Source organism: Paeniglutamicibacter sp. Y32M11, from assembly GCF_019285735.1.
GTDB lineage: Bacteria > Actinomycetota > Actinomycetes > Actinomycetales > Micrococcaceae > Paeniglutamicibacter.
This window is the reverse complement of sequence record NZ_CP079107.1, coordinates 1,072,811-1,091,147: the sequence shown is the minus strand read 5'-3', so window position 1 is coordinate 1,091,147 and position 18,337 is coordinate 1,072,811. Positions and strand designations below refer to the sequence as shown.

The following is an 18,337-nucleotide window of genomic DNA, read 5'->3' as shown; positions in this document are numbered from 1 at the left end:
AGACAAAAGCCGGGAAATCTTTCGATTTCCCGGCTTTTGTTATTTGCGTGGTCCTACCCGTTAGTTCTGCTGGGCCTCTGCCGAGAGCAACAAGCGGCGGGCCTCACGACGCTCGGCCTGCTCACGCGGTTCCGGAACCGGAGCCGCGGCCAACAACTTGCGAGTGTAATCGTGTTGCGGTGAGTGCAAGACGTCGCTGACTCGGCCCTGTTCCACTGCCTTGCCATCCTTCATCACCACAACGTGGTGAGCCAGCAGGTCCACCACCGCCAGGTCGTGACTGACAAATAGACACGCGAACTCGTAGCGGGACTGCAGTTCCTGGATCATTTCCAGCACCGCTGCCTGCACCGAGACATCCAATGCACTGGTCGGTTCGTCGGCGATGAGCAGTTCCGGGTCAAGTGTCAGTGCTCTGGCGATGCAGATACGCTGGCGCTGGCCACCGGAGAGTTCGTGCGGGTAACGGTTGATGACCGTGCGCGGCAGATGAACCGCATCGAGCAATTCCTCGGCACGTTTGATGCGCTCGGCACGGGTACCGACCTTGTGCACCACCATCGGTTCGGTAATGCAGTCACCGATCGGGAAGCGCGGATTCAGTGATGCCGCGGGGTCCTGGAAGATGACACCGATCTTGGAACGGATCGCTCGTGATTCCTTGGGGCGCAGCGAGGCCAGGTTGGTCCCTTGAACGGCCAACACCCCGGAGGCAACCGGAAGCAGACCCAACACGGCCTTGGCCACGGTGGATTTACCGGACCCCGACTCCCCCACGATGCCCAGGATCTTGCCGCGCTCAAGTTCGAAGGACAGGTCATCAACAGCCCGGAATTTGGTGCCGCGCATGTCGTACTCGAGCACCAAGTTCTTGGCTTGGAGCACCAATTCACGATCGAGGCTCACCGGATCCGGCGGTGCCGGAGTCCAGGTGCCGGTCACATCAACGGCGGCCAAGCGGGGCACGGATGCCAGCAATTTCTTGGTGTAATCGTGTTGGGGACGATTCAGTACCTGGTCCACGGTGCCGGTTTCCACCAGCGATCCATGGAACATCACTGCCACACGATCCGCGAGGTCGGCCACCACCCCCATGTTGTGGGTGATCAGCAGGATGCCGGTATTCAACTTGTCCTTGAGCTCGCGCAGCAAGTCCAGAATCTCGGCCTGCACCGTGACATCCAGCGCGGTGGTGGGCTCGTCGGCGATGATGACCTTCGGGTCGCAGGAGATCGCCATGGCAATCACGATGCGTTGGCGTTGGCCACCGGAGAACTGGTGCGGGTACTGCTTGATGCGTTTGTGCGGATCGGGAATGCCAACCAGCTTCAACAACTCGATGGCGCGCGCGGTGGCTTCCTTACCGTAGGCCAGGCCGTGGAGCTCCAGAGATTCGGTGAGCTGGCGTTCGACGGTGAGCACCGGGTTTAGTGCCGTCATCGGCTCCTGGAACACCATGGCAATTTCGGTGGCGCGCATCTTGCGCATCTTGTTCTCGGCAAGACCCACCACATTGACGCCGCCAACAAAGGCCTTGCCGGAAATATTGGCGTTGGAGGGCAGCAGACCGATGGCCGCCGTGGAGGTCACCGATTTGCCGGAACCCGATTCACCCACCAGGGCCACGACCTCGCCCGGGTACACCTCAAGAGAAATTCCCTTAACGGCGTGTACCTCGGAGAATTCGGTGTCAAAAGAAACCGTAAGGTTCTCGAAGCTCAGTGCTGTGGCCCGAGACTCTGCCGATGGTGCGGAGATGCTCATTCGGATACCTCTACCTTCGTTTTGCGGCGCTTAGCCTTGCGAGTCTGGCGCGGGTCAAAAGCATCGCGCAGCCCATCGCCGAGGAAGTTCACGCTCAGTGCGATCGTCAAGATGATCATGCCCGGCCACCAGAACAGCCAGGGGCGGTTGGTGAAGGCGTTTTGGTATTGGCTGATCAGCAGGCCTAGAGAGGAATCCGGGGCCTTGACTCCGAATCCCAGGTAGGACAGGGAGGTTTCCAACAAGATCGCACCGGCGATCGCGAACGTCGCGTTCACGACGATCACACCGATGGTGTTGGGCAGCAGGTGCTTGAGAATAACGCGGCGAGTGGTGGCTCCCATGGCCTGTGCGGCGGCAACGTATTCGCGTTCGCGCAAGGAGAGCACTTCACCTCGTACCAATCGGGCGAGGCCGGTCCAGGTGACCAGGCCCAATACCAGGGCCAGCACGACCGTCGGATTGCCACTGCGCCCGGCAATCTGTCCCAGCACGGCGGCGAGGACCAGGAGCGGGATAACAATGAAGAGGTCCGTGAGGCGCATCAGCACCGCGTCGACCCAGCCGCGGTAGTAGCCGGCCACGGCGCCAATGATCGCACCGATCACCGTGGCAACAAAACCGACAACCACGGCGATGATGATGGACTGCTGAGTACCGCGCATCACCAGGGCGAAGTAGTCCTTACCCGTGGAGTCCTGACCAAACGGGTGCTCACCCCAGGCCAGTCCCGGACCTCCCAGCCAGGAAGGCAGCAGGGAGAGGGTGGGACGGCCGCCGTTGATGACGGTTCCTGCCATGGTGTAGTCCTTACCCCACCACCCCGGAATGCCGGCGTATCCGATGGAGGTAAAGGCCATCAGGGCAATGAAGACCAATAGCACCGTTGAAATCATGGCCGCCCGGTGGGCGATGAAGCGGCGGCGGATCAGTTGCCCCTGGCTCAGCGAGGTGGAATCCTTGCGCGCTAGCGCAGCGTCCTCCGCCTCCGCGAGCAAGACGGCACCGCCCTCGACCGGTTCCTTTTCGATGGTCATCTCCGGCCCTCCCAGGTCTTGATGTAATTCTCGTGCTTGTTCATACCCTGATCCTCGGATCCAGAATTGCGTAGAAGATATCTGCCAGCATGTTGAACACGACCGCGGCGGTTCCCGTTACCAGGAAGAAGGCCATCACGGGGGCCGGGTCCACTTGCATCAGCCCAGTTCTGAACAATTCACCCATGCCGCGCCAGCCGAAGACCGATTCGGTGATCACCGCTCCGCCAATCAGGCCCGCGAAGTCGAAGGCGGCGATGGTGGCGATGGGGATCATGGCATTACGGAAAGCGTGGCGGAAAATCACCGTTCGTTCGCTCAGGCCCTTGGACCTCGCGGTGCGAATGTAATCCTGTTGCCCCACTTCCAGCATCGAGGAGCGGGTGTAGCGGCTGTAACTTGCGAGCGAAATAATCGCCAACAGAATGGTGGGAAGCAGTAATTGGGTTCCCTTGTCCAGGAAGCTTTCCCAGAAATCACCGGCAAAGTTCGGTGTTTGCGAACCGATCGTGGCGATGGGTCGTGGCTTGAGCAGGAGGAATCCTGGCCAAGCCCGGAAGATGTGGTCGATAGCGGTTAGTGCCGCCATCACCAGTCCGGTGACGATCGAAACGCCCATGGCGGGGCCTCGCAGGTGCCCGCCCATGTATTTGCCAAGCAGTGCCGGGATAACGACCGCAAGGATTGCTCCGGCGATCAGGATGAACCAGTTCGGGCTTTCCAGAAGTCCGAAGGTCGCGAAGTAAATAATTGCGCCCAGAACGACGGTAGCCACCGCGGGGTAGAGCACCTTCGTATTGCGCAGGCCCACGGTCATGGCCGTGCCGCTGAGCGCCACTCCCAGTCCAAGCAATAAGATTCCGCCGAAGCCCAGCTGCGGGTAGCGGAAGAAGTTCAGCCAGGTGAGGTAGGGAATGACGATGGCGACGAAGGCCGCTGCGACAGCAAAGGTGATGATGCGTCGCTTGAGTGGTCCGGCGAGAAATACCTGCATGAGGAATCCAACAACCAGCGCAATCACGATGATTTGAAGCGGAGAAAAAGTGGGATCCTTCATCCAGTCGTTGTACCCGATGGCCATGTACTCCTTGAGCAGCACCGCAGCCCAGAAAACCGGAAGGGAGAAGAAGAGGAAGGTGATGAAGGTGACGCCGTAGTCCAAACCGGAGTACTGGCGAACCGCTGTCAAAACACCAATGGCAATGCCCAATATGGCGGCAAGTACCGTGGCCAGCAAGACTAGACGCAGTGTGGAGCCGGCCGCGAGGGCGAGCAGCGAGTTGACTTCTACTCCTTGTCGGCTCGTTCCCAGATCACATTGCAGCGTGAAACATTTGCCAACGCCCACGAGCCAGGTCCAGTAACGCAGGTACCAGGGCATGTCCAAGTTCATGAACTCGATGCGCCGTTGCATTAGAGTTTCGCGGTTTTCCGCATTGCTTTCCCGGAGTTCGGAGAGCGGATCTCCCGAGTTGATCACGAGAACGTATAGCAGGAGCGAGGCGGCGAACAGGATCCCTATCGACGCACCCAGCCTGCGAAGAATAAATCTCAACACTGCAAGTAGCTACCTTTCCTAACAGAAGTGTCCGAGGCCTGTGGGCCTTTGAACACGTGGGGCCCGACGCTGGTTGCGCCAGGCCCCACGTTGATGTCGTTCTACCGCGAAGCGGTTATTCTGCGCGGACCCACTGTTCCGCGTTCCAAACCAGACCGTTTTGGGTGGCCGTGTCGCGGACGTTCAAGACGTCAGCGGCGGAGGCTCCCAGGCCCGGGTGAGCGAATACCGGGATGCCGTACAGATCATCCCAGAGCAACTTCTCAATATTCTTGGTTTCCGTAGCGTGGACGGCTGGGTCCAGGGTGGTGGTCAACCGCTCCCATGCTGCGTCAACTTCCTTGTTGGAGTACTTGCCGTAGTTCTGTGGCTTGCCCGATGCGTAGATGTTCTCGCCCGAGGTGATCTGGCCGGAGCCAGCCCAAGCGAACAGTGCTACCTCGTAGTCGCCACGCTCCAGGGTTCCACCCGGGGCGAAGAACTTCGCGTCTCCGACGTCAACAACCTTGAATCCGGCCTGTTCGCACGAGGACTTGATCATGGCAACTTCTTCGGTACGCCGCGGGTTAGGAGCGGAGTAACCGATACGAACCTCGGGTGCCGTGACACCCTCGGTAGCGAGGATGGCCTTAGCGCCCTCAATGTCGACGTTGTCGTACTGTCCGGCGTATGCGGCGCCGACGACATCTGCGTAGTTATCCTGGAACGGGAATACCTCGCGGGCATTCATGACCGTGGCTTCCGGGTTCAGCGGCTTGATCAGGTTGTCCACGATCTGCTGGCGCGGTACGCACATGGCGAAGGCCTTGCGCAGCTCCAGGTTATCGGCGAAGAGTGAGCCCTTCCTGAAGTTGAAGTCCAGGTGCTCCCAGGTGAGCGAATCACCCTGGTGAACCTGTACCGAGTCACCCAAGGCGGTCAGCTGAGCCAGGGTATCAACAGTCGGCTGCGGCTCGATGACGTCAATATCGCCATTCTGCAAGGCCTGAACCATGGTGTCCGGTGCGGCGAAGCGGATAACAAGTTCCTTGGTTGCCGCCGGGGTGCCGTAGTAGTTTTCATTCGCGACCAGGGTGACGGACTGGCCGGCTTCCCAGCTACCAAGCTTGTACGGACCCGAAGATGGAATCAGGTCGGCTGCGGGGAGCTTACCCGGTGAGGTGTTCCACCCGGTGTTCCAGAATGCCGCGGCCTTCTTCAATGCTGCCGAATCTCCAGAGAGAATAGCTTCCGCGAGTTCGGCGGTGCTCATGCCACCTTGCTTGGCTACAACGTGTGCCGGGCTGTAGATCATGGTCTGGATGGCGAAGTCCGGATCGGGCTTCGCGTAGGTAACCGTGAATTCCTTGCCCGCCGGATCACCCTCGGGTCCCTTAGGGATAGTCTGGCCAAGGTCCTGCGATACGGAGTTGAACAGCGGCTTCTTGCCATCGGCGAGATTCGTGTTCTGTACGCCCCATGCCAACACAGCGTCGGCGACCGTGATGTCGGTGCCGTCTGACCACTTGGCTTCCGGGTTGATGGTGTACTTCACGGTCATCGGATCTTCGCTGACGACCTCGTACTTACCAAGATCTTCGTTCGGGTAGATCTTTCCGTCGGTGCCGAAGTACGTGAAGCTGGCAAAGAGTCGGTCGGTGATGGCCGAGTTGTACGTGCTGTACGACTCAGGGGTCAGACCGTTGTAGCTGATGAATTCCTCAGCACCCACGGAGTAGCTGACCGAGTCATCCTTGGTTTGGATGTCGCCGAGATCGGCGAGACCTGAGTTGGTCGGCTCGACACTGAATTTGCCGTCGGTCTTTGCCGACGTTGCCGACTCGGTGGGGGCATTGCCGCCTCCCGGAGCACATGCAGTAAGTGCCAGTGCGAGTGCAGCACCTACCGCAACAGCTTTGGAAATACGCTGAACACGCATTTCTCCTCCTAATAAGCTTGATCTTCATGTGGTCGGGTAAAACCCCGGATGCGGTCCATGCAGTGTGCGATGCCCCACAATCTAGAACGATAGCGCTGATTACCCCGGATGGATATAAAAACACCGCTTCATATTTTTCCGGTGTTAACCCGCTAGTACCCCACCGTCGACTAGGTCACAATTTGAACACGCAACGTGACCGGCGCTACAGGCGCGAAAACTCAAGGATCTGCTTCACATTGAGATTTACCAATTAGTACTCATGGGTAGGCTAAGCGTCTGACGTGAGCTTTATAACGGTTTGGAAACATCCACGAACTTGACGCTCACCTGCCACAATTCGCCGCAAATGACTTTCCTCCCGGACACAGCAGAAGGGGGCAAACCGTACGGTTTGCCCCCTTCTGATATCGCTCGAAACGGCTAAGAATCTGCCTCGAAAGAAGATACTTTTACAGCATGAGTGATGCTCCGGGAATGGCCCGAAGCAGGTTCTGCGTGTACTCGCTCTTCGGGTTATTAAAGACCTCATCACTGGTGGATTGCTCCACGATACGGCCCTTTTGCATCACACAGACGTCATCGGCGATCTGGCGCACCACGGCCAAGTCGTGGGTGATGAACAGGTACGTGAGGTTCAAGTCCTCCTGCAGCTTGTTCAACAAGTTCAGAATCTGAGCCTGTACCAACACGTCTAAGGCCGAGACGGCCTCATCGCAGATGATCACTTCCGGCTGCAGGGCCAAGGCCCGCGCAATGGCAATGCGCTGGCGCTGACCCCCGGAGAGTTCATTGGGATACCGGTGCATCGTGGCCGTCGGAATGGCCACATGGTCGAGCAATTCCTTGACCCGGAGCTGGCGTGACTTGGCATCCCCGATCCCGTGGATGCGCAGCGGCTCCTCGATGGTTCGGTAGATGCTGAACATCGGATCAAGGGAACCGTAAGGGTCCTGGAAGATCGGCTGCACACGGCGACGGAACTTAAACAGTTCGCGCTCGGACCTGTTGGCCATTTCCTCACCGTCAAAGGTGATTGAGCCTTCGGTGGGCTTGAGCAGGTTCAGTACCATCTGGGCGACGGTCGACTTTCCGGAGCCCGACTCCCCCACGATGGCCGTGGTGGTGCCGCGCTTGACCGCGAACGAGACATCGTCTACCGCGGTGAAGTCTTCACTGCGCCCCAAACCCTTGCGGATCTTAAAGACCTTGGTGAGATTCTTGACCTGCAGGATCTCATCCCTGGCACCCGAGTGATCGGGCTTCACCACTGCATTAACACCCTCGGCCACCTCAACCGGCTGGGATTCCAGGCGCTTGGAGGCCAACGAAGGCGCCGAGGCAACCAGACGCTGCGTGTAGGGGTGCTGCGGGTTGCGCAGAATTTCCAGTGCTGGCCCGGATTCAACAACCTGGCCCTTGTACATCACGATGACCTTCTGAGCACGTTCGGCGGCCAGTCCCAGATCGTGGGTGATCAGCAGAACTGCCGTGCCCAATTCACTGGTCATGGTGTCCAGGTGATCCAGAATCTGCTGCTGCACCGTTACGTCCAAGGCACTGGTCGGCTCATCGGCGATGAGCAGACGGGGACGGCAGGCCAATCCGATGGCGATCAGCGCGCGTTGACGCATGCCGCCGGAGAACTCGTGCGGGTACTGCTTGGCACGCTTGGCCGCATCAGGCAATCCCGCGTCGGCAAGTACCTGGGCAACGCGCCCGTTCGGATCCTTGCCGGCCAGTCCATTTGCCTTGAGCGTCTCCTTGACCTGGAAACCGATCTTCCAGACCGGGTTCAGGTTAGACATCGGGTCCTGGGGAACCATGCCAATGTGGTTGCCACGTAATTCAATAAAGCGCTTTTCCGAGGCCTTGGAAATATCCTCACCGTCGAACAGAATCTGTCCGCCGGTGACCTTGCCGTTGCCCGGCAAAAGACCGATGGCGGCAAGTGCAGTAGTCGACTTTCCTGATCCCGATTCGCCCACGATGGCCACGGTCTCACCGGGCATCACCGTCAAGTTGGCATTGCGCACCGCATTGACCGGTCCCCCGGGGGTGCTGAAGCTGATCGCGAGGTTTTTGATTTCCAGTAGCGGTCGGTCGTCGTTGGGGTTCATGGCGAGACCCTCCTTGGATTCATTGTTGGTGCTCATCGCCGTGCCTTAGGATCCAGGGCGTCACGCAGGGCATCGCCGAGCATGATGAAACTCAGGACCGTAATGGACAGCGCTGCTGCCGGCCAGAAGAGGATCGAGGGGTTGTTTCGCACCGAAATTTGCGATGCGGAAATGTCATTTCCCCAGCTCATCACCGAGGAAGGAAGTCCCAAGCCGAGGAAGGACAAGGTGGCCTCGGCCACGATGTAGGTACCGAGCGAAATAGAGGCGACAACAATGACCGGAGCCAAAGAGTTCGGCACCACGTGACGAACCAGCGCACCAAACTTGGACAGACCCAGCGATCGAGCGGCCTGGACAAAGTCGGCACCGCGATTTTCCACCACGGCACCGCGAGTGATGCGGGCGATCTGCGGCCAACCGAAGATGGTCAGGGTCACGATGACCGTCCAGGGGCTCCGCGAATCGCGGAACATCGGCAGCTGCATCACGATGATGGCACCGAGGATCAGCGGGAGGGCGAAGAAGATGTCACCCAAACGGGCGAGCACCGCGTCAAGCCAGCCACCGTAGTATCCGGCTAGGGCGCCCATGATGCCACCAATGATGACCACAAAGATCGTAGTGAAGACGCCGACGATGACGGAGGCACGTGCCCCGTAAATCACGCGGGCGTAGACGTCACAGCCCTGGAAGTTGAAGCCAAGGATATGTCCGGGTGCGCGTCCCTCACGCGCATTTTCCAAATAACAAACTGTTGGGCTCGCAGAGGAGAACCATTGCGGGAAAATCGACACGAGGATCACGAGCAAAATCAGCAGCGAGGAAATAATGAATAACGGATTCTTTCGCAGCGAGCGCCAAGCTTCCGCCCACATGCTCAGGGGTTCGGCCCCGATGCTGACCTTGTCGATATCTTGCAGCGGGGTCTCTTCCAACGGAGCCACAAAGTGTTCGATGTGGCGCGTGGAAATTTTGCCCTCGCGCTTTCCGCGCGGTGTAGGTGTCACAGATTCAGGTGTTTGGTTCTCAGACATAACGGATCCTTGGGTCAAGCCACGCGTACAACATATCGACGATCAAGTTGGCGACAACGAAAACGAGCACCAGCACGCTCACGACCGCGACAACGGTGGGAGTTTCGCCCTTCGAAATGGCGTTAAAGAGGAGTCGGCCAATACCCGGCACGTTGAAGATGCCCTCGGTCACGATCGCTCCACCCATCAGGCCGCCTAAGTCGGCACCCAAGAAGGTGACAACGGGAATCAAGGAGTTACGCAGAATATGGACTGTCACGACACGGCGACGCGAGAGCCCCTTGGCGGTAGCGGTGCGCACATAGTCGGCGTTCTTGTTCTCGATGATTGAGGTACGGGTCAGTCGCAAAACATAAGCGAAGGACACCAGGCCAAGCACGACGGCCGGCAATATCAAGTCTCCCCAGGGGGCGCCCGCGCCAACGGTCGGTTTGGCCCAACCAAGTTTGACGCCAACAACAAACTGCAGCACGAACCCGAGCACGAAGGTCGGAACGGCGATGACGAGCAACGAAAGAATCAAAACGGTCGAGTCAAAGGCCTTGCCCTTGCGCAGACCGGCAAAGACACCAAAAATGATGCCGAAGAATGCCTCAATGGCCAGAGCCATCACCGCTAGGCGAGCAGTGACGGGGAAGGCTCGCCCAATGACGTCGGCCACCGGTTGCCCGGAGAACGTGGTTCCAAGGTCGAAGGTGACGAGGCTTTTGAGATACAAGAGGTACTGGATCCAGAACGGTTGGTCCAGGTTGTACTGAGCGCGAAGTGCGGCCTCAACGGCGGGAGCCATGGGCTTGCCGCCGGAAAGCGCCGCGATGGGATCACCAGGAGTCGCGAATACCAGGAAGTAAACCAACAGCGTTGCCCCGAAGAATACGGGGATCATCTGCAGGAGTCTCCTGAGTGTGAACATTAACATTAAGCACCACCGGGGGTGTAGAGCGGGAAAGATTCGGATCTGGGGATAGATCCTTGGGACAGGTGTAAAAACGGGCCAGCCGGGGCCGGTCCACTAGCACTGCTCACGCACTAAAGGGGGACTCCGACTTCGAGTCCCCCTTTAGCTTATAAACAGCTAAGTATGGATTGGGCTACTTACCCGTGATGGCGTAGTACAGCGGAACACCATTCCAGCCAAACTCAACGTTGGCAACGTTCTCGCTCCAGCCACCCTGAACAGCCTGGTACCACAGCGGGACGACCGGGAGATCCTTCAGCAGGATTTCCTGAGCCTCGTTGAAGATCTTGTTGCCTTCTTCGACGCTGGTTGCGCTGAGGCCCTCTTTGAGCTTCTTATCCAGTGCTGCGGAGGAGTAATCGCCATCATTCGAACCTGCACCGGTGCCGTATAGCGGGCCGAGGAAGTTGTAGAGCGACGGGTAGTCAGCCTGCCAGCCAGCGCGTGAGCCACCGGTCAGCTTCTTTTCGGAAACCAGTGTGCGCATTTCCTTGAAGGTCGGAACGGCGTTCAGTTCGGCCTTGATGCCCAGAGTGTTTGAGATCTGGTTGGTCATGGCTTCGATGTATTCCTTGTTGCCGGCACCATCGATGTTCGAGGTAACGGTGAAGACCTTACCGGCCGGCCACGGGTCCATGGCATCTGCCTGGGCCCAGAGTTCCTTGGCCTTTTCGGGGTTGAAGGTCAGAACCTCATTGCCCGGAATGGAATCGGAGTAGCCATCGAGAACCGGAGAGGTGAAGTCCTTGGCAATCTGCTTACCACCGAAGAAGATCTTCTCGATGATCTGTTCGCGGTCGATGGACATCGAAATGGCCTGACGGCGCAGCTGACCGGCCTCGCCCTGGTATTCCTTCAGGTAGCTCGGCAGGGTCAGCGTGGCGTTACCTGCATAGGGCTGGTTAACCCAACGGTCACCGAGGTCGGTCTGGTAGTTGGCCAGCGAGCTCGGCGGGATCAGGTCGATGACATCGAGGTTATTGGCCAACAGATCCTGGTAGGCGGCGTCATAGGTGTTGTAGACCTTGAAGTCGATACCGGCGTTTGCTGCCTTGCGCGGTCCGTCATAGCTCTCGTTGGGAACCAATTTGATCGAAACGTTGTGCTGCCAACCACCTTCGGCAACCTTGTACGGACCGTTGCCCACGGGGTTCTGACCGAAGGCTGCAGGATCCTTGAACGCTGCTTCTGGCAGCGGGTAGAACGCGGTGTAGCCGAGGCGCAACGGGAAGTCGGATTCGGCCTGAGCCAGGGTGACGGTGAAGGAGCTGTCATCAACGACCTTCAGGCCTTCCATGGTGTCAGTCGTGGCACCTTCGGCGCTGACCTTGTCGTAGCCCTTGATGGACTCGAAGAAGTAGGAGTTCTTCTGGGCGTTCTTTGCCGCAGCACCGAAGTTCCATGCGTCAACAAACGACTTGGCGGTAATAGCCTCACCGTTGCTGAACTTCTGATCGGCCTTGATCTTGATCGTGTAGGTGGTGGAATCGCTGCTGGTGATCGACTCGGCCAGCTCGTTAACGGCTGCACCCTTGACGTCGTAGCTGACCAGACCGGTGAAGATCAGGTCCATGACGCGACCGCCGCCAACTTCGTTGGTGTTTGCGGGCAGCAAGCCGTTTTCCGGTTCGGTGGTATTCGCCGAAATAACCTTGGAAGCGTCACCACCGCCCTCCGGGGACGCGGTTTCGTCACCGCCGCCGCAGGCCGAAAGGGTAAGGGCAAGTGCTGCTGAAAGCACAAGGGCCTTCGAAGCGCGGTTAAAACGCATGCTGTCTCCTCAACAAAGTGTTGTATAGAAGGGTTGGAGTGTGGGCCATGTCATCGGTCCGCACCATGGTGCGGTGAAGTGCATCACTTGTTAGCGAGAATACCCACAAATCTCTGAAACAACTAATGAACTTCTCCGAAACTGTCAAAAATTTACCAAGCCGAAACATTGCGTCGACCTCGAAAATGCACACGGAGGGCAAAAAAGCAACAATATGTTGAAAATTGAACATCACGTCGCAATTCGCTACACCGACGCGATAAGCAGGGCCGGATCACGCAAGATCAGCCCCAACTCGGAGAGGAACTTGGCTCCTTGTTCCCCGTCAACAACCCGGTGGTCAAAGGAGAGTGAAAGGGTCATTACTTTCCTCAGTGCTACTTCGTCTCGGTACTCCCACGGCATTTTCCGCACCTGTCCGATGGCCAGGATGCCGGACTGACCCGGCGGCAGGATCGGAGTACCAGAGTCCACGCCGAAGACGCCAATGTTACTCATGGTAAAAGTTGCCCCGCTCAGCTGCGCCGGTGTGATGCTCCCAGACCTGGCAGCGGCGGTCAGCGCGGAAATTTCGCCGGCCACCTGCTCCAATCTCAGGGCTTGGGAGCCCTTGAGTACCGGAACCAATAGACCTCGCTCGGTAGCCGCAGCGATGCCAAGATTCACATAGTGATACTCGATGATCTCGCCGCTGGCCTCATCCCACCGCGAGTTCAACCCCTGGTGTCGAGCCAGAAGCAAACTCACGGCCTTGGCCACCACCGAGGTGATCGTGATCTTCACATCGGCGAGGCGCGGCATGGCACGCAACCTGTCTACGAGCTCCATGGTTTCGGTGACATCCACGCTCAAGAATTCGGTCACATGCGGAGCACTGAATGCACTGGCCACCATGGCCGTTGCCGTCGCCTTACGAACCCCACGCACGGCCACACGCGTTTCGCCATTCGAGGACGCGGGTTTAACGTCGGCAGCTTGGTGCCCCTGACCAAATTCGGGAGCAGTATCTGCCGATTCTTCAAGGGACCGGGACACCGCCTTGACCACATCCTCGCGGGTGATCAATCCGCCTTCGCCACTGCCGAACACGGTTGAAAGGTCCACGTGGCTATCGCGCGCCAGCTTGCGAACCGGCGGTCGGGCGCGGACCGCACCGGTCACCGCACCCGCAGCCATTTTGGGTGTCGATTCGGATTGCGGGTCAGCTTCCACAGCTGCTGCTGTCACACGCCCCCGTCGACTCGGGCGACCGGCGGATTCAACCGCGGCACCATATCCCACTAGCGTCGGCTGACGGGTGGGGGCAGCGCCCTTGGCAGCTGCCGTACTTTCCTGCGCTTTTTGACCCGCGGGCTCCTCTATTTGATGGGTGGCTGGAACATCAAAGGAAATGATCGGGTTTCCGACATTGACCACGGCACCGGCCGGCTCAAAAAGCCGAGTGACCACGCCGCTGAAGGGTGATGGCAATTCCACCACGGCCTTGGCCGTTTCCACCTCGGCAATGATCTGGTTCAGTTCAACGTTCTCCCCCACGGCGACTCGCCACGAAAGAATTTCGGATTCCGTCAGACCTTCTCCAAGATCCGGCAAATTAAAGAGCTTCTCCATGGTCGCGCTCATCCTTCCTCTCCCCACGCTGTTCCGCCGCGGCGCATGGCCCGATCCACGCCATCAAGAATTCGATCAAGGTCCGGTAAATGGTGGGACTCAAGTTTGGCCGGCGGGTAGGGAATATCGAAACCTGTCACCCGCACCGGAGCATGGTCCAAATAGTCAAAGCAGGACTCGGTCAAACTGGCCGCCAACTCGGCACCCATTCCCCCAAAGCGTGAGGCTTCGTGGGTGATCACCAAACGCCCGGTCTTACGTACCGAGGCGTTCAGTGTGGCAAAATCCACCGGTGACAGGCTGCGCAGATCGATGACTTCAATGTCGATCCCCTCGTCCTCGGCCGCGGTGGCGGCGTCCAAGGCCGTCTTCACCAACGGTCCATAGGCAACCAGGGTCAGGTCTTTCCCCTTGCGCGCCACCTTGGCACGGTATAACGATCCCGGTTCCGGGATCAGCTCCGTGTCCACCTCACCGCGGGTGTGATACCTGCGCTTGGGTTCCAGGAAGATCACCGGGTCATCATCGGCGATGGCCTGCTGCAACATGGTGTAGGCATCTTGCGGATTCGCCGGCGCCACCACCCGCAAACCGGCGGTGTGCGCAAAGTAGGCCTCTGGTGATTCGGAGTGGTGCTCCGGGGAACCGATTCCACCGCCGAAGGGGATGCGAATGGTCACCGGGAGTTTTACGTTGCCGCGGGAGCGGAAGTGCATCTTGGCCAGCTGGGAAACGATCTGGTCAAAGGCGGGGTAAACAAATCCATCAAACTGGATCTCCACCACCGGGCGGTAGCCACGGAACGCCAAGCCAATGGCGGTACCGACGATGCCAGATTCCGCCAGCGGGGTATCGATGACCCGATGCTGGCCAAAGTCTTTTTGCAATCCATCGGTGATCCGGAAAACGCCACCGAGCTTGCCAATGTCCTCCCCCATCAGCACGACCTTCGAGTCGCGTTCCATGGAGGCGCGCAGCCCCGAGTTCAGTGCTTGGGAAAAAGTCAGAGTTTTCATGCCGTGACCTCCGCTGTTGATTCGAAGGAGCGCAGGTAGCGCTGATGGAAATCACGCTGTTCAGCCAACCCGGCATGATCATGCGAATAAACATGAGCGAAGAGATCGCTCACCTCGGGATCCGGCATGGAAGTAATCGCCTCGCGAAGACCCGCCGCAAGCTTTTCGGCCGCGTCGTCGGCGCGCACCTTCAACGCATTCATGTCCGAGCCGAGTCCATCAAGGTGGGCAGCCACCCGATCCAGTGGATCCTTCGCTGCCCATTCTTCCAATTCCAGGGCATCGCGGTAGCGCGTGGGGTCATCGGCCGTGGTGTGGGCACCCATCCGATACGTCAGTGCCTCGATGAAGGCGGGTCCACTACCGGTGCGCACGTGGGCAAGTGCCGCACGGGTTGCTGCCATCACGGCGATCACGTCATTGCCATCCACTCGCCAGGTGGCCAGACCGAAGCCGGCGGCCCGGTCCGCGATGTGCCCGGTGGTTTGCCGGGCGACGGGCTCGGAGATGGCCCACTGATTGTTCTGACAGAAGAACACCAGGGGCGACTGGTAGCTGGCGGCGAAGACCATGGCCTCGCTGACATCACCCTGGCTGGTGGCGCCATCCCCGAAATAGGTGATGGCGGCGGCGGCGGATCCATCAAAGCGTAACCCCATGGCGTACCCGGCCGCGTGCAGCGTCTGGGCACCGATGACAATCTGCTGGTTGGCCATATTTACCTCATACGGATTCCACCCGCTGGGTGCTGCCCCGCGCCACATCCGCAACAGGTCGCTCGGTGCCACCCCGCGGCAATAGGCCACACCGTGTTCGCGGTAGGAGGGGAAAATGAAATCGTCGTTTTCCAGCGCACGGCCGGATCCAATTTGTGCCGCTTCTTGTCCGAGCAACGGTGCCCAAAGGCCCAGCTCACCCTGACGCTGCAGGGCCGTGCCCTCGGCGTCTAGGCGGCGGATCGACACCATGTCGATGTACAGATTTTCCAGGGCATCGGCATCGATGTCGGTGACCCATGGATCAAGTTCGGGGCATAGGTGGCGGGTGCCATCCGGGCCCACTATTTGGAGCAGAGCATCGGGGCCGGAATCGGCCGTGGAGTCAAACGTAGGGGACACGGTCAGCATCCTTTGCGTCGGTTGCGGAGTCAGTCGTGGGATTCCTGTGGGACGTGCCAAAACTGCCGGTGTGGCATCATCGCCAGCACCCTACCTGTGATGCTACTCACGTAATCCGATGCGCACAATCGTTGTGGGACAAATTGGGCAGCTTGCACTATCGATGGGCATGACGCGGTGCTAATCTTGCGCATTATGCAACAACTTGACGCAACCGACCTGAAAATACTTTCCGCCATGTGCCGCCATCCGAAGGCCAGTGCGGTGGCTCTGGCCACCGAATTGGGATTGAGCCGCAATACCGTTCAGGCACGGTTGGCACGAATAGAAACGGGCGAGGCACTCCTGCCCTTTGAGCAGCGCGTCAATCCGGCCGCCCTCGGTTTTGGGCTGGTGAGTTTCGTGAATATTCATGTGCGCCAACGCATGCTGCACAGCATCGTGGAGCAGCTGCGCACCATTCCGGAGATCGTTGAGGCACACGGTGTCACCGGATCCGCCGATATCCTTGCGCGCGTGGTGGCGGCAAGTGCCGAGGAACTATTCCGGGTTAACGGACAGATTTTGGACATCGCCGGCGTTGAACGAGCCGACACCTCACTCTCGATGGCCGAACTGATTCCCCACCGCACCCTGCCACTGATGGAGCTGGGATTGGGAAATACTCCGGGCAGCAACTGAACTTTCTTTTCCCTTGCGGGCACCAAAAAAGCGGCGCCACTTCTAGATGAAGTGGCGCCGCTTTGGCGTTCCTGCTCGGCGGCGGGATTTAGGCCCACCGCGATGGTTCATTTTTTCCTAGTGATCAACGGCTTTTTCTGCGCCAATACCGGTGAGCGAACGAACTTCCATTTCCGCGGACTTGAGCGAATCTTCGGTGTTCTTATCCAACACCGAGCCCAACCAGCCGAGGAAGAAGGCCAACGGGATGGAAACGATGCCCGGATTGGAGAGCGGGAAGATCGAGAAGTCGGCTCCAACGATCATCGAGGTCGGCAGACCGGACATGACCGGAGAGAAGATGATCAGGATGATGGCCGAGGCCAAACCGCCAACCATGGACCAAACGGCGCCCTGGGTGGTGAACTTCTTCCAGAACAGCGAGTACAAGATGGTCGGCAAGTTGGCCGATGCTGCAACCGCGAAGGCCAGGGCCACCAGGAAAGCAACGTTCTGCCCCTGGGCACCAATGCCGCCGAGGATCGCGAAGACGCCGATGACGATGACGGTGCGGCGGGCAACCTTCATTTCCTTCTCCGGGGTGCTCTTGCCCTTGGCGATCACCGAGGCGTAGACATCATGAGCGAAGGAAGCCGCAGCGGTAATGGTCAGACCCGCCACCACCGCCAAGATCGTGGCGAAAGCAACGGCGGAGATCAAGCCGAGTAACAGCGGGCCGCCGAGTTCGAAGGCCAGCAGCGGAGCCGCAGAGTTCACGCCACCGGGGGCGGCCTTGATCTTATCCGCACCAATCAGCGCGCCGGCGCCGTAGCCCAGCACCAGGGTGAAGAGGTAGAAACCACCGATGAGCCAGATGGCCCAGACCACCGACTTGCGGGCTTCCTTGGCGGTGGGAACCGTGTAGAAGCGCATCAGCACGTGCGGCAGACCAGCAGTACCGAGCACCAGGGCCAGAGCCAGGGAGATGAAGTCGATCTTTGAGGTTTCGGATTTGCCGTACTGCATGCCCGGGTTCAGGATGTCGGGAGTACCGGCGGATTCAACCGCGGCACCCAACAGTGCGGAGAAGTTGAAGCCGAACTGAGCCAACACCATGATGGTCATGACAAACGCACCGGCGATCAACAAGCAAGCCTTGATGATCTGTACCCAGGTGGTGCCCTTCATGCCGCCGATCAGCACGTACATGATCATCAGGGCACCAACAACAACGATGACCAGGGACTGGCCAAGCTTGCCGTCAATGCCAAGCAGCAGGGAAACCAACGCGCCGGCGCCGGCCATCTGAGCCAGCAGGTAGAACACACAGACCGCGAGGGTGGAGATGGCGGCGGCGATGCGCACCGGACGCTGGCGCAGGCGGAAGGACAGCACATCGGCCATGGTGAACTTGCCGGTGTTGCGCAGCAGCTCCGCGACCAGCAGCAAGGCCACCAACCAGGCGACGAGGAAGCCGATGGAGTACAGGAAGCCGTCATAGCCGTTGATGGCGATGGCCCCGACGATACCCAGGAAGGAAGCGGCGGAGAGGTAATCGCCGGCGATCGCCGTACCGTTCTGGGTTCCGGTGAAGGAACGGCCACCGGCGTAGTAGTCGGCTGCTGTCTTGTTGTTTTTTGAGGCCTTGAGCACCACGACCAGGGTGATGCCCACAAAGAGGCCGAAGATGCCGATGTTGACCCACGGGTTTCCGACCTTGGTGGATTCGGCGGCGGCGGCGAGGACCGAAGACGTAAGGATGTTCATGG

Annotated in this window: 13 protein-coding genes; 1 reads left to right on the top strand and 12 read right to left on the bottom strand. The window is 59.2% G+C overall.

Going from position 1 to position 18,337, the window contains the following annotated elements; genetic code table 11:
* Positions 1 to 60: 60 nt before the first annotated feature.
* The 11 genes from KUF55_RS04815 to KUF55_RS04765 form a co-directional block, all read right to left on the bottom strand.
* Positions 61 to 1,764: an ABC transporter ATP-binding protein gene (locus tag KUF55_RS04815; RefSeq protein WP_218818150.1), complete on the bottom strand. Its 1,704-nt coding sequence runs from the start codon at positions 1,762 to 1,764 to the stop codon at positions 61 to 63.
* Entirely contained in the window at positions 1,761 to 2,801 is a 1,041-nt protein-coding gene (locus tag KUF55_RS04810; RefSeq protein WP_218818149.1) for an ABC transporter permease, read from the bottom strand. Before KUF55_RS04810 ends, KUF55_RS04815 begins: the two co-directional genes overlap by 4 nt.
* 40 nt (positions 2,802 to 2,841) lie before the next feature.
* Positions 2,842 to 4,359: an ABC transporter permease gene (locus tag KUF55_RS04805; RefSeq protein WP_132361641.1), complete on the bottom strand. Its 1,518-nt coding sequence runs from the start codon at positions 4,357 to 4,359 to the stop codon at positions 2,842 to 2,844.
* Positions 4,360 to 4,474: 115 nt separating this feature from the next.
* Complete coding sequence (locus KUF55_RS04800; RefSeq protein WP_218818148.1) at positions 4,475 to 6,277, bottom strand: ABC transporter family substrate-binding protein; 1,803 nt, start codon at positions 6,275 to 6,277, stop codon at positions 4,475 to 4,477.
* A 452-nt stretch (positions 6,278 to 6,729) separates the two neighbouring features.
* Positions 6,730 to 8,433 carry an ABC transporter ATP-binding protein gene (locus KUF55_RS04795; RefSeq protein WP_132361645.1) on the bottom strand — a complete coding sequence of 568 codons (1,704 nt, stop codon included), beginning with the start codon at positions 8,431 to 8,433 and terminating at the stop codon, positions 6,730 to 6,732.
* Positions 8,430 to 9,434, bottom strand: coding sequence for an ABC transporter permease (locus KUF55_RS04790; RefSeq protein ID WP_218818147.1), 1,005 nt, complete (start codon positions 9,432 to 9,434; stop codon positions 8,430 to 8,432). The genes KUF55_RS04795 and KUF55_RS04790 overlap by 4 nt, the downstream gene beginning before the upstream one ends.
* Positions 9,427 to 10,353, bottom strand: coding sequence for an ABC transporter permease (locus tag KUF55_RS04785; RefSeq protein ID WP_218818146.1), 927 nt, complete (start codon positions 10,351 to 10,353; stop codon positions 9,427 to 9,429). Before KUF55_RS04785 ends, KUF55_RS04790 begins: the two co-directional genes overlap by 8 nt.
* A 172-nt stretch (positions 10,354 to 10,525) precedes the next feature.
* A complete protein-coding gene (locus KUF55_RS04780) occupies positions 10,526 to 12,163 on the bottom strand; it encodes an ABC transporter substrate-binding protein (RefSeq protein ID WP_218818145.1) in 1,638 nt (545 codons plus the stop codon).
* Between the two features lie 246 nt (positions 12,164 to 12,409).
* On the bottom strand, positions 12,410 to 13,774 hold the full coding sequence (locus KUF55_RS04775; RefSeq protein ID WP_255557316.1) for a dihydrolipoamide acetyltransferase family protein: 1,365 nt from the start codon (positions 13,772 to 13,774) through the stop codon (positions 12,410 to 12,412).
* An 8-nt stretch (positions 13,775 to 13,782) separates the two neighbouring features.
* Entirely contained in the window at positions 13,783 to 14,790 is a 1,008-nt protein-coding gene (locus tag KUF55_RS04770) for an alpha-ketoacid dehydrogenase subunit beta (RefSeq protein WP_132361655.1), read from the bottom strand.
* Entirely contained in the window at positions 14,787 to 15,917 is a 1,131-nt protein-coding gene (locus tag KUF55_RS04765) for a thiamine pyrophosphate-dependent dehydrogenase E1 component subunit alpha (protein WP_132361657.1), read from the bottom strand. Before KUF55_RS04765 ends, KUF55_RS04770 begins: the two co-directional genes overlap by 4 nt.
* A gap of 186 nt (positions 15,918 to 16,103) precedes the next feature.
* Here KUF55_RS04765 and KUF55_RS04760 point away from each other — a divergent pair, with 186 nt between their 5' ends.
* On the top strand, positions 16,104 to 16,589 hold the full coding sequence (locus KUF55_RS04760) for an Lrp/AsnC family transcriptional regulator (RefSeq protein WP_132361659.1): 486 nt from the start codon (positions 16,104 to 16,106) through the stop codon (positions 16,587 to 16,589).
* Positions 16,590 to 16,706: 117 nt separating this feature from the next.
* Here the strand turns inward: KUF55_RS04760 and KUF55_RS04755 are convergent, their stop codons facing one another.
* Positions 16,707 to 18,335, bottom strand: coding sequence for a cation acetate symporter (locus KUF55_RS04755; RefSeq protein ID WP_132361661.1), 1,629 nt, complete (start codon positions 18,333 to 18,335; stop codon positions 16,707 to 16,709).
* Between the last annotated feature and the right edge of the window lie 2 nt (positions 18,336 to 18,337).

Excerpts from the sequence above, each read along its gene's own strand:
- KUF55_RS04795 (WP_132361645.1), bottom strand. The coding sequence starts at position 8,433 with ATGAGCACCAACAATGAATCCAAGGAGGGTCTCGCCATGAACCCCAAC.
- KUF55_RS04760 (WP_132361659.1), top strand. The coding sequence starts at position 16,104 with ATGCAACAACTTGACGCAACCGACCTGAAAATACTTTCCGCCATGTGC.
- KUF55_RS04790 (WP_218818147.1), bottom strand. The coding sequence starts at position 9,434 with ATGTCTGAGAACCAAACACCTGAATCTGTGACACCTACACCGCGCGGA.
- KUF55_RS04815 (WP_218818150.1), bottom strand. The coding sequence starts at position 1,764 with ATGAGCATCTCCGCACCATCGGCAGAGTCTCGGGCCACAGCACTGAGC.
- KUF55_RS04755 (WP_132361661.1), bottom strand. The coding sequence starts at position 18,335 with ATGAACATCCTTACGTCTTCGGTCCTCGCCGCCGCCGCCGAATCCACC.
- KUF55_RS04800 (WP_218818148.1), bottom strand. The coding sequence starts at position 6,277 with ATGCGTGTTCAGCGTATTTCCAAAGCTGTTGCGGTAGGTGCTGCACTC.
- KUF55_RS04765 (WP_132361657.1), bottom strand. The coding sequence starts at position 15,917 with ATGCTGACCGTGTCCCCTACGTTTGACTCCACGGCCGATTCCGGCCCC.
- KUF55_RS04785 (WP_218818146.1), bottom strand. The coding sequence starts at position 10,353 with ATGTTAATGTTCACACTCAGGAGACTCCTGCAGATGATCCCCGTATTC.
- KUF55_RS04780 (WP_218818145.1), bottom strand. The coding sequence starts at position 12,163 with ATGCGTTTTAACCGCGCTTCGAAGGCCCTTGTGCTTTCAGCAGCACTT.
- KUF55_RS04810 (WP_218818149.1), bottom strand. The coding sequence starts at position 2,801 with ATGACCATCGAAAAGGAACCGGTCGAGGGCGGTGCCGTCTTGCTCGCG.
- KUF55_RS04770 (WP_132361655.1), bottom strand. The coding sequence starts at position 14,790 with ATGAAAACTCTGACTTTTTCCCAAGCACTGAACTCGGGGCTGCGCGCC.
- KUF55_RS04775 (WP_255557316.1), bottom strand. The coding sequence starts at position 13,774 with ATGGAGAAGCTCTTTAATTTGCCGGATCTTGGAGAAGGTCTGACGGAA.